The sequence below is a fragment of the Leptolyngbya sp. GB1-A1 genome (assembly GCF_039962475.1).
GTDB lineage: Bacteria > Cyanobacteriota > Cyanobacteriia > Elainellales > Elainellaceae > Leptolyngbya_A.
Map to the genome: position 1 here is coordinate 19,865 of NZ_JAMPLI010000052.1, position 11,139 is coordinate 31,003.

General features: G+C 53.7%; 12 protein-coding genes. All 12 read left to right on the forward strand.

Annotated elements, in window-relative coordinates:
- Window positions 1-362 precede the first annotated feature (362 nt).
- The 12 genes from NDI45_RS26260 to NDI45_RS26315 all read left to right on the forward strand — a co-directional run bounded on the left by NDI45_RS26260 (window position 363) and on the right by NDI45_RS26315 (window position 11,007).
- Window positions 363-830, forward strand: a complete 468-nt coding sequence (locus tag NDI45_RS26260) for a VOC family protein (RefSeq protein WP_348249469.1) — start codon at window positions 363-365, stop codon at window positions 828-830.
- Between the two features lie 44 nt (window positions 831-874).
- Window positions 875-1,729, forward strand: coding sequence for an oxidoreductase (locus NDI45_RS26265; protein ID WP_348249470.1), 855 nt, complete (start codon window positions 875-877; stop codon window positions 1,727-1,729).
- A 52-nt stretch (window positions 1,730-1,781) separates the two neighbouring features.
- Window positions 1,782-2,492, forward strand: coding sequence for an SDR family oxidoreductase (locus NDI45_RS26270; protein WP_348249471.1), 711 nt, complete (start codon window positions 1,782-1,784; stop codon window positions 2,490-2,492).
- Window positions 2,493-2,496: 4 nt separating this feature from the next.
- Complete coding sequence (locus tag NDI45_RS26275; protein WP_348249480.1) at window positions 2,497-2,826, forward strand: NIPSNAP family protein; 330 nt, start codon at window positions 2,497-2,499, stop codon at window positions 2,824-2,826.
- Between the two features lie 296 nt (window positions 2,827-3,122).
- Complete coding sequence (locus NDI45_RS26280; protein ID WP_348249472.1) at window positions 3,123-4,817, forward strand: GMC family oxidoreductase N-terminal domain-containing protein; 1,695 nt, start codon at window positions 3,123-3,125, stop codon at window positions 4,815-4,817.
- A gap of 142 nt (window positions 4,818-4,959) precedes the next feature.
- Complete coding sequence (locus tag NDI45_RS26285) at window positions 4,960-5,640, forward strand: VOC family protein (RefSeq protein WP_348249473.1); 681 nt, start codon at window positions 4,960-4,962, stop codon at window positions 5,638-5,640.
- A gap of 61 nt (window positions 5,641-5,701) precedes the next feature.
- On the forward strand, window positions 5,702-5,851 hold the full coding sequence (locus NDI45_RS26290) for a hypothetical protein (RefSeq protein ID WP_348249474.1): 150 nt from the start codon (window positions 5,702-5,704) through the stop codon (window positions 5,849-5,851).
- 22 nt (window positions 5,852-5,873) lie between these two features.
- Window positions 5,874-6,308 (forward strand): DUF6130 family protein, encoded by a 435-nt coding sequence (locus tag NDI45_RS26295; RefSeq protein WP_348249475.1) that lies wholly within the window; start codon window positions 5,874-5,876, stop codon window positions 6,306-6,308.
- A gap of 219 nt (window positions 6,309-6,527) precedes the next feature.
- Window positions 6,528-7,880 (forward strand): epoxide hydrolase family protein, encoded by a 1,353-nt coding sequence (locus NDI45_RS26300; protein WP_348249476.1) that lies wholly within the window; start codon window positions 6,528-6,530, stop codon window positions 7,878-7,880.
- 2 nt (window positions 7,881-7,882) lie between these two features.
- A complete protein-coding gene (locus NDI45_RS26305) occupies window positions 7,883-8,890 on the forward strand; it encodes a nitrilase-related carbon-nitrogen hydrolase (protein ID WP_348249481.1) in 1,008 nt (335 codons plus the stop codon).
- Between the two features lie 41 nt (window positions 8,891-8,931).
- Window positions 8,932-10,023 (forward strand): redoxin domain-containing protein, encoded by a 1,092-nt coding sequence (locus NDI45_RS26310; RefSeq protein WP_348249477.1) that lies wholly within the window; start codon window positions 8,932-8,934, stop codon window positions 10,021-10,023.
- 48 nt (window positions 10,024-10,071) lie between these two features.
- A complete protein-coding gene (locus tag NDI45_RS26315; RefSeq protein WP_348249478.1) occupies window positions 10,072-11,007 on the forward strand; it encodes an SDR family NAD(P)-dependent oxidoreductase in 936 nt (311 codons plus the stop codon).
- Window positions 11,008-11,139 lie beyond the last annotated feature (132 nt).

An 11,139-nucleotide genomic window follows, 5' to 3' on the forward strand; every position in this document is an offset into this window, starting at 1 on the left:
TTCTTGTGTATTTCAAGAAGATTGACCATGCAATTTCAGCAAATGATCAGCAGCATAACCCTGGCAACCGCAACCACGGTGGGTTTGTCATCAGCATCTCATGCTTCAACTAAGTATGAAGCCCAGGAGGACACCCATCATGAATATCACAGCACAGGGCCACTCAATCGCTGAATGATGCAATCTCTACCTGAAGCATATCAGGTCTAACTATTTCCGGCTCACTTCCTGTTGCTTTCCTCGAATGCCAAATAATTGAATTGCGTTCTAACTCAAGGAACTTGAGTGGTGTGCATAGAGCAATCGCTCAATGAAAAGTAACCAATCTGAACATCAAACCTACTAACCAAAAGGAGAACAAAATGAGTAGCAATCAAGTCACCAATCAAACCATGAAACTCGAAGTTGTGGTATTGCCTGTTGCCGATGTCGATCGCTCCAAAGACTTCTACAAAACGTTGGGATGGCGACTCGATGCCGACTTTGTCACCAGTGAAGACTTTCGAGTGGTGCAATTGACTCCTCCTGGATCGGCAGCCTCGATCATTTTCGGTGAAGGAATTTCATCATCCGCGCCGGGTTCAGTTCAAGGTTTGTACCTCATCGTTTATGACATCGAAGCCGCCCATGCTGAACTGGTCGATCGGGGGGTCGAGGTAAGTGAGATATTCCACGACGTCGGCGGGATCTTCCCCCACGCTGGAACTGAAGGACGAGTGCCAGGTCCTGATCCAGAACGTCGCGACTATGCCTCCTATGCCTCGTTTAGTGATCCAGACGGCAACGGTTGGGTGCTTCAGGAGATCAGGGTGCGGAAGCCCGGACGGTAATGAAACATCAGCAAACTAGAAACCACCTAAACCAAGGACATACCATGAAAACCCAGAAAGTATGGTTCATTACCGGAGCCTCTAGGGGCTTTGGATTAGAAATTGCCAGAGCCGCTCTAGCAACGGGCAACCAAGTCGTAGCAACGGTTCGCAGCCAGCCCACACAACTCGCCACTATCCTGCACAACCATCCAAATCTGTACATGGTGCAGATGGATGTCACCCAGGAGAATCAGGTGCAGGCGGCTGTTCAGCAAAGCATTACCCGTTTCAATCGGATTGATGTCTTAGTCAATAATGCTGGGTACGGCATGGTAACGGCGATCGAAGAAGCCACGGATGCCGAAGTTCGCAACCAGTATGATACCAACGTGTTTGGGTTACTCAATGTGACTCGTGCTGTATTGCCGCACCTGCGTCAGCAAAAGTCTGGGCATATCATCAATATCTCATCGTTGTTTGGCTACGATGCAATTCCAGGTTGGGGATTGTACGGGTCTACTAAGTTTGCAGTTGAAGGTCTTTCCAAAGGGCTGGCAGTTGAACTAGCACCACTCGGCATCCACGTTACGGTAGTTGCTCCCGGTCTTTTTACGACCGATTTCCTCAGCACTGACTCCTATGTTGCGGCTGAAACCATCATCGCCGATTACCAGGAAACGGTAGGACTAATGCGGAGCGGAGCTGATGCGCTACACGGGAACCAGCCCGGTGATCCAAAGAAGTTTGCTCAGGTAATTCTCCAACTCGCCACTACAGACCATCCTCCGCTGCATTTACCTGTTGGAAAGGACGCGGTTGCAATGTATCAAAACAACGCCGCAAAAGTAGCACAGGACATCGAAGCATGGTTGCCCGTCGCGACCAGCACTGACCATGACCACCGCGTTGCAGCTTAGATCATCGCCTGACTTACAACATTCACCCATGATTTCCAAAGGAGTTTTTACGATGAGCACTGAACAGAAAGTTGCTGTGATTACCGGCGCGTCCCAAGGCATTGGCGCAGCCCTCGTCAAGGCGTACCGCGATCGCAACTATCGGGTAATTGCAATCTCACGCTCAATTAAACCATCAGACGATGATGAAGTCCTCGCAGTGTCAGGTGACATCGCCGATCGAAAAACTGCCGAGCGTGCAATCATCGAGGGCGTAACCCGATTTGGGCGCATTGACACGCTGATTAACAACGCTGGCACCTTCATCGTCAAGCCATTTATCGAATATACCGAGGCAGATTACGCAGCGTACTTGGGCACCAACATCGCTGGCTTCTTTCACATGACGCAACTCGCCATCGCTGAGATGGAGAAGCAGGGTAGCGGTCACGTCGTGCAAATCTCAACGAGCCTAGTTGACAACGCGATCGCTGGCATACCCTCCGTACTCGCGTCGCTGACCAAGGGCGGACTGAATGCCGCAACCAAATCACTGGCGATCGAGTATGCCAAACGCGGCATCCGGGTGAACACGGTCGCGCTGGGTATCATCAGGACACCAATGCATCCCCCTGAGACCCATGCTCAGCTCGATGCCCTGCACCCAGTCGGTTATATGGGCGAGATTTCCGACGTCGTCGATGCAATCCTCTACCTCGAATCAGCCAACTTTGTGACGGGCGAAATCCTTCATGTTGATGGTGGACAGAGTGCGGGGCATTGAAGGCATGATCTACGAATTACGCATTTATCACGCCATGCCTGGCCGACTACCAGCCCTGCTCGCACGCTTTCAAAACCACACGCTGCAGATTTGGGAAAAGCATGGCATCTGCCAGGCAGGATTTTGGACAACGCTGATCGGCAAGAGCGAGAGTAACCAACTCACCTACCTACTTACCTGGAACAGCTTAGCTGAGCGTGAGGAGCGATGGAACGCATTCCTCGCTGACCCTGAATGGATCGCGATCAAAACTGAAACCGAGAAGGACAGTCCACTGGTGCAGAACATCAGCAACGAGTTGTTAGCACCGACCGCCTTTTCCTCGGTGAAGTGAGCGGTGGAGCGAGTGACGGAACTCGAACCTGTAGCATCCGACCTATAGACTCCTCTCTACCATAACAATTGGATGGCGCGGATAGGCAATAGCCGTGATGCCGTTGTAGTAAACGCGACGGGCTTGGAGAGCTGGACGGAGTAGCGGCATTCATTTGTAAATGCAATCTAGGCAGAACCTCAAGATGCTGCAGACAATTTCTCACATGAGCGCTAACGGTCGCGCTCATAGAGCGGTGATGGCAACGGACAGGAAGCAGCCTGAGTGAATTCGATTTTGCAAACGAGCTAGGCACAATGAAAACGAATTTTGAGAACGAGTCCTTTGAGGATGGTGACAGCTATCAACGTGAGACTGATGACCGCGATAGTTTCGCCGAGCGTGTCTGCAGCAACCAGCGCCAGCTCACCTCTGAGCTAAGGCACCAGTACGATTTTATTGTTTGCGGATCTGGCTCTTCTGGCTCGGTGGTTGCCCGCAGACTGGCTGAGAATCCCGATGTCAGCGTTCTGCTGCTTGAAGCTGGAGGCAGCGATGACGTGCCAAGTGTCATGGCAGCGAATCAATGGCCGCTAAACCTTGGAACTGATCGAGACTGGAGCTTCCCGGGCCAGCCGAATCCACACGTGAACGGTCGTTCGATTCCGTTTTCGATGGGCAAGGTACTCGGCGGTGGATCGAGCATCAACGTCATGGTTTGGGCACGCGGACACCAACAGGATTGGGATTTTTTTGCCTCCGAAGCTAACGATCCGGCTTGGAGTTATGAATCCGTCTTGCAGATTTATCGCCGCCTGGAAGATTGGCATGGCGCACCAGACCCAATGTATCGCGGCACGGGAGGAGCTGTATTTGTCCAGCCTGCGCCAGATCCAAACCCGATCGCACCTGCAACGGTCGAAGCAGCGCGGACGGTGGGTATTCCTACTTTTGAAAATCCGAACGGGCGCATGATGGAAGCGGCGAAGGGTGCTTCTATCACCGATGTGCGAGTCCGCAATGGCACACGCGAATCAATATTCCGTTCCTACGTCTTCCCTTATATGGATCGGCCAAACCTGACGGTTCTCAGTCATGCACTGGTCACACGGCTGACATTCCAGGGCAAGCGGGCTACTGGCGTGGAGATCTCTTATCGGGGCGCAATCTATCGCATTGGTGCGGCAGTCGAAGTCGTGCTGTCGCTCGGTGCCATCCATACGCCGAAAGTACTGATGCAATCCGGTATCGGCGATGAGGCCGAGTTGCGGCGATTTGGAATTCCTGTTGTGCAGCACCTTCCCGGTGTAGGGCAAAATTTTCAAGACCACGTTGCATTTGATTGTGTCTGGGAATATCAAACTGTTCTCGAACCGAGAAACAACCTGTCCGAGGCAATCTTTTTCTCGACAAGCCAGCCCGGGCTTGACAGCCCAGATTTATTTGTTTGTCAGGCCGAGGTACCAAAATCCAGTGCCGAGAATGCCGTCCGGTTTAGGCTGCCTGATGCGGGCTGGACGTTATTTGGAGCGATCGTGCACCCCAAAAGTCGAGGTCGTCTGCGCCTGACAGGAGCCGATCCATCCGACCCGATTCTGATTGATGCAAACACGCTGTCTGACGCGGAGGATCTCAAAACTGCGATCGCCTGCGTAGAACTCTGCCGCGAAGTTGGCAATTCCACTCCGCTGCGTCCGTTCGTCAAGCGCGAAGTCATGCCAGGAAATTTGAAAGGGGCCGAACTCGAACGCTTTATTCGGGATGCGGCAACAAGTTTCTGGCACGAAACCTGCACCGCGAAAATGGGTCGCGATGCCATGTCGGTGGTGGATAGCAACCTGAAAGTGTATGGAATCAACAATCTCCGAATCGCGGATGGATCGGTTATGCCGCAAATCACCACCGGTAACACGATGGCTCCCTGCGTGGTCATCGGGGAGCGGGCAGCAGAAATTCTACAGCTCGAACATCAGCTGCAAACCACCGTAGAAACAGTCTCAAGCACGCAATAAAACTACCGCACTTTTCATTGGCGAACACCCATTTAAGTCGCGTGTTAACTCAAAGAACTTGAGTGGTTTGGATCGGGCGATCGCAGAAGAATGAACAGTAACCGAAGTAGATATTCAACTCACGAATCTAAAGGAGAACAAGATGAGTAGCAATCACGTAAACAGCCCAAACATGAAACTCGAAGTTGTGATGTTGCCTGTCTCCGACGTCGATCGCGCCAAAGCATTCTACGAGAATCTTGGCTGGCGGTTCGACATCGACGTGGTGGAGGGCGACTTCCGCGGCGTACATTTTACACCACCCAACTCGGACGCCTCGATCCTCTTCGGCAAGGGAGTCACTTCAGACAATTCTGGCTCGACACAAAACCTGGTTCTCGCTGTGGACAACCTCGACGACGCCCGTAAAGACTTGATCGATCGCGGTGTCAACGTCAGCGAGATCTTCCACTACGTTGGCGGTCCCTTCAACAACGCCGTGGAAAATCCACGCATTCCCGGGCGCGATCCGCAAGGTCGTTCCTACTTCTCATTTGCCTCATTCGAGGACCCAGACGGGAATCTTTGGCTGCTCCAGGAAATCACAACACGGCTTCCTGGTCGCCTATGGGACGCTCCACAAACAGACGTTGCAACCCTGGCAGACCTGCTCCGCGAGACGGCAGAGCACCACGACCCCTACGAGAAGACGCACGCTGAGCATAACTGGTGGGATTGGTACGCCCCCTATCTGAGTGCACGTCAAAATGGCAGCACTCCAGAAGAGGCAGCAGCAGCCGCTGACCGCTACATGGAAGCGCTTTTGCCTGTTCTTTCCAAATGATGCGGACAGAATGTTTAGCCTGAGCCGGGAAACGGACAATTTGCAGCAAGTAGAGAACACAATGACCAAACTAAAAAAAGTACGCTACACAATCAAAGCCCGTACCGTAGGTGCCTTCGTCTTGCTCTCAGGACTTCTCGTCACGCTCTTTGCAGCAGCAGTGTTGCTGGCACTGCCCGATCGCGTACTGGCGCCAATCCCCCCAAGCTAACGCACAAACCCAGGTTACGACCGTGGCGAGTGCGAGGGACATCCGCGGCGCTTCACCGTACGTTGCGATCGAGAACGAGCCCGCACCCAAGCTGATCGTGGACCCTCCGCTTCCCGAAGGGCTAGTCCAGGGTGTCTACTGGGCTCAATACCGGGTGGAGAACTTGCACATCGTACCCGTGTTTGGGGAGGGTGGCCGCCAGGTATCTCCGCGTGCTGGGCATCTGCACATTATTGTCGATGATCTGCCCTGGTGGTGGGCGGATGCGAGTAACAACAATACGGTTGACATAGTTAACCTGCCGCCTGGCCAGCACAAGGTGAGGATCGAGTTAGTTGATCCTAACCACACCATCTTCCCCGGACAGGTGGTGACGCAGACGTTTATCATCCCTGATTACAACAGCGCAGCAGCGCACCAACGGAACCTCCATGCCCGGTCCACCTCGCTGGAGTAAAGAACACGCAAGCCTGCTTCGAGCTTTGGTGCAGCAGGCAGGACAGTCCACTCGTGCAGAACATTACTAACAAGTTGCTGGTACCAATCGCCTTTGCCTCTTTGAAGTGAGCGATCGGGCGAGTAACGGAACTCAAACCCATAACTGCCTCACCATCCCACCTGAGTAATGCGGACAGACAATACGTAACCTCAGTTAAATCTAATTGGAGAAAGATCAATGTTTGACAAAATCAACCATCAACGCCGCCGCTTTTTAGGCATTGCAGGCATGACCATTGCTGCTACACAATTCGGTCGATTCAGTTCTGCGATCGCCCAATCCAGCACAACAAGACCCGAAACCGCTACGACTCAACCTGGAACTGGGCAGTCCACCAACCCAACCGCCATTCGCCCCTTCCGCATCAATATGTCAGAAGAGGCGATCGTTGATCTCCGTCGCCGCATTGCATCGACGCAATGGCCTGAGAAGGAAACTGTCGCCGACCACTCGCAGGGTCTACCGCTTGCAACAATGCAAGAACTCGCGCGTTATTGGGCGACAGATTACGACTGGCGCAAGGTCGAGGCAAAGTTGAACACCTTGCCGCACTTCATCACCGAGATTGATGGACTAGACATTCATTTCATTCATGTTCGTTCAAGGCACGAAAACGCGTTACCGCTGATCGTCACGCATGGATGGCCCGGCTCGATTATCGAGCAGCTAAAGATTATCGATCCACTGACTGATCCCACGGCACATGGCGGAAACGCATCCGATGCTTTCCATGTAGTGATTCCGTCGATGCCGGGCTATGGATTTTCTGGCAAGCCAACGAGCACCGGCTGGGGTCCCGAGCGCATGGGACAGGCATGGGACGTGTTGATGAAGCGTCTGGGATACCCCCGTTACGTCGCTCAGGGGGGCGATTGGGGTGCGTTTGTCGTCGATCAGATGGGTTTGCAGGCACCTGCGGGATTGCTCGCCATCCACACCAATATGCCTGCCACCGTTCCGGCTGATATCGACAGGGCGCTTCAGGTTGGCGATCCGGTGCCATCAGGTCTCTCAGCTGACGAACAGCGCGCCTATGAGCAGTTGATCAGAACGTTCAAGCAAGTTGACTACGCCAAAATAATGGCGTCACGTCCGCAAACCTTATATGGAATTGCGGATTCGCCCGTCGGTCTGGCCGCTTGGCTCCTGGACCACAATGATGCTGGCGGTCAGCCAGCCACAGCAATCGCCTCGGCTCTAAACCGGACGACCAGCGCCACGGGCGAACTGACGCGGGATGAGATTCTCGATAACATCACGCTCTATTGGCTGACGAACACGGGAGTCTCCGCATCCCGTCTTTATTGGGAATATAAGGGTGGCTTTTTCAACGCCAAGGGCGTCTCCATTCCAGTGGCGGTGAGCGTCTTTCCCGGTGAGCAATATGAGGCCCCACGGAGTTGGACCGAGCAGGCGTATCCCAATCTCATTTATTACAACCAACTCGACAAAGGCGGACACTTCGCAGCGTGGGAGGAGCCAACGATTTTTACTCAGGAACTCAGGGCGGCATTTCGATCGCTGCGTTAGTGATGAAAAATATCCTTACCAATACAATCGTTAAAGCCGCCGCCGTGCAGATTAGCCCTGTGCTGTACAGCCGACGAGGTACTGTTGAGAAGGTCATTAAGAAGATTCGTGAGCTGGGACAACAAGGTGTCCAGTTCGCCACCTTCCCCGAAACCATCATTCCCTATTATCCTTACTTCTCTTATGTGCTAGCTCCATTTGCGTTGGCAAAGGAACATTTGCGGTTGCTTGAAGAGTCGGTTACGGTGCCGTCTGCTGAAACCTGGGCGATCGGCGAAGCCGCGAAGGAAGCAAACATGGTTGTTTCGATCGGCGTTAATGAGCGCGACGGTGGCTCGATCTACAACACGCAACTTCTCTTCGACACAGACGGGACACTGATCCAGCGCCGCCGCAAGCTTACACCGACTTATAACGAGCGGATACTGTGGGGCCAGGGTGATGGATCGGGTCTGCGTGCCGTCGATAGTGCCGTTGGGCGCATTGGACAACTTGCCTGCTGGGAGCATAACAATCCTTTGGCACGTTACGCCCTGATCGCCGATGGTGAGCAAATTTACTCGGCGATGTATCCCGGATCGTTCGCCGGACCCCTGTTCGCGGAGCAGGCGGAAATTAACATCCGCCAGCACGCCCTTGAATCTGCCTGCTTTGTTGTCTGTGCGACCGCGTGGTTAGATGCCAACCAGCAAGACCAGATCATGAAGGACACGGGTTCTCCGATCGGGCCGATTTCGGGTGGCTGCTTCACTGCGATCGTGAGCCCGGACGGCCGGATCATTGACGGGCCGATACAGGCTGGTGAAGGCGAAGTGATTGCCGATCTTGATTTTGCCCAGATCGATGCCCGTAAGCGGCTAATGGATGCGCGCGGTCACTACAGCCGCCCCGAACTGCTCAGCTTGCTGATCGATCGAACGCCTGCATCACACGTTCATGAGCGTACCGCATACCCCAATGCGAATGGTTCGCACGCGATCGTCGAGGAGAGGACTATGGAGGTTCTCTAATTCCACCGCACTTCTGAACGCAATGACAGGGAGGTCAGCGTGTGTTCGAAGAAATCAATCCTAATCGCCGCTACTTTTTAACAACCATGATTAAAACCATTGCTGCCACCCAGCTCGGCAGGCTCGAACACACCAAACAGCACGCTACATCGGCAACGGCTGAATTACCGATTGAAGGCGAACTGCCTTTTCTTGGCGGCGCGATCGCGTGGCTCAATTCGCAGCCATTAACCGTTGACGAACTGCGTGGAAAAGTCGTGCTGATCAACTTCTGCACTTATACCTGCATCAATTGGCTGCGCCAACTCCCCTATGTCCGTGCGTGGGCTGAGAAGTATCAGGATCAGGGATTGACCGCGATCGGTGTGCACACGCCCGAGTTTGAATTTGAGAAGAATATTGATAATGTCCGCCGAGCCTTAATGGACATGAGAATTGACTACCCGATCGCCGTGGATAACGATTATGCCGTCTGGCGTGCCTTCGGGAACCATTATTGGCCGGCCCTTTATTTTGTAGATAGGCAAGGACGGATTCGTCATCACCAATTCGGCGAGGGCAACTACGAGCGATCGGAACGGGTGATTCAACAGCTCCTATCTGAGTCCAGTACTGGCGGTGTCGGGCAGGAAATGGTCGAAGTCGAGGCTCGCGGTTTTGAAGCTGCTGCCGATTGGGACAGCCTGAAATCGCCTGAAAACTACCTCGGCTACGAAAGAACAGAGAATTTTGCGTCTTCCGGCAGCACGGTGTTAAACAAGCCTCATTTATATACCGCCCCCGTGCAATTGAGACTTAATCAATGGGCCCTTTCGGGCGATTGGACCATCGGAAGACAATCTATTGTCCTGAATCAGTCCGGTGGGCGGATCGCGTACCGCTTCCACGCTCGCGACCTTCATCTCGTTATGGGACCGAGCGAGCGAGGAACATCTGTAGGGTTTCGCGTGCTCATAGACGGACAGCCAGCTGTTGCAGCTCGCGGACTTGACGTCAATGAGCGAGGCGAAGGCACGGTTACTGAACAGCGGTTGTACCAACTGATCCGACAGCCGCAGCCCATCGGCGATCGCCAGTTTGAGATCGAGTTTCTAGATGCTGGAGTGGAGGCGTTTGCGTTCACATTCGGTTAATCACGCAACAGATACGTCCTCACAACGAGTGACAGGAAGGTAAATGATATGACGATGAAATTCACACATGACAGCCCGATTCTCGTGACCGGAGCGGCAGGAGATATCGGCGGCATTGGTCGCCACCTCGCTGCCATGTTGCTTGCTAAGGGGTATAAAGTACGCGCCCTGGTTCGACGGGAGGATGAACGTGCTGAAAGTCTGCGCCACCTCGGAGCTGAGGTCGTGCAGGGCGACTTGACCGATCTTGCCTCAATGCACCGGGCGATCGCAGGGGTTGCGCGCATCTATTTTGGTATGTCGGTCTCGGCGGCGTATCTTGAAGCCACGGTCAATGTTGCTGCGGTAGCACGGCATTACGGTGTCGAAGCCTTCGTAAACATGTCGCAGATGACGGTAACGCAAATGAGCATCACTGAAACCACCGACAGCCCACAACACAAGCTGCACTGGCTTGCGGAGCAGGCATTGGCATGGTCAGGGCTACCGATCGTCACAGTGCGACCGACGGTCTTCCTCGAAGGCTTCTTCCTGCGTCTCGCCGCTGCTGGCGTTCGGGATAACGACGAACTGGCACTGCCGCTGGGTAATGGCAAGACTTCACCGATCGCGGCGGTTGATGTAGCGCGTGCCGTGTCCGTGATCCTTGACGATCCTGCCCCGCACATTGGTCAGGTTTACAATCTGACCGGATTTGAATCAGCCGATCTGAACCACTACGCGCACGTCTTTTCCGAAGCACTCGGTCGAACGATTCACTATCGCAACCTACCACTCTCCGGGTGGGTTGCTACGCTTCGTGAGTTTGGGGTGCCAACGCACCTCGTCAACCACCTCGCAGTGATGGCTGAACTTCACACGCAGGGGCGGTATGACCGCATGACGGATGACTTGTTCAAGCTTACTGGCAAGATGCCGACGAGCTTGTACGACTTCGTGAAATTGCACGCTGCTGAATTCACACAAAGTCAAGTCGCGGCTTGAGGACAGGTTGCTCGTATATTAGACTTCATCGGAAATAAGGAGAAGAAGTTGAACAGAAGGGACATTTTCCCTCCTCGCTATTGTTGTTAGGCAACGGCTTGCTGACGTTGGCTCAATCGAAAGTTGTGCAGC

Coding starts and splice junctions, on each gene's coding strand:
- NDI45_RS26285 (WP_348249473.1), top strand. CDS start 4,960: ATGAGTAGCAATCACGTAAACAGCCCAAACATGAAACTCGAAGTTGTG.
- NDI45_RS26270 (WP_348249471.1), top strand. CDS start 1,782: ATGAGCACTGAACAGAAAGTTGCTGTGATTACCGGCGCGTCCCAAGGC.
- NDI45_RS26315 (WP_348249478.1), top strand. CDS start 10,072: ATGACGATGAAATTCACACATGACAGCCCGATTCTCGTGACCGGAGCG.
- NDI45_RS26305 (WP_348249481.1), top strand. CDS start 7,883: ATGAAAAATATCCTTACCAATACAATCGTTAAAGCCGCCGCCGTGCAG.
- NDI45_RS26280 (WP_348249472.1), top strand. CDS start 3,123: ATGAAAACGAATTTTGAGAACGAGTCCTTTGAGGATGGTGACAGCTAT.
- NDI45_RS26290 (WP_348249474.1), top strand. CDS start 5,702: ATGACCAAACTAAAAAAAGTACGCTACACAATCAAAGCCCGTACCGTA.
- NDI45_RS26265 (WP_348249470.1), top strand. CDS start 875: ATGAAAACCCAGAAAGTATGGTTCATTACCGGAGCCTCTAGGGGCTTT.
- NDI45_RS26300 (WP_348249476.1), top strand. CDS start 6,528: ATGTTTGACAAAATCAACCATCAACGCCGCCGCTTTTTAGGCATTGCA.
- NDI45_RS26275 (WP_348249480.1), top strand. CDS start 2,497: ATGATCTACGAATTACGCATTTATCACGCCATGCCTGGCCGACTACCA.
- NDI45_RS26260 (WP_348249469.1), top strand. CDS start 363: ATGAGTAGCAATCAAGTCACCAATCAAACCATGAAACTCGAAGTTGTG.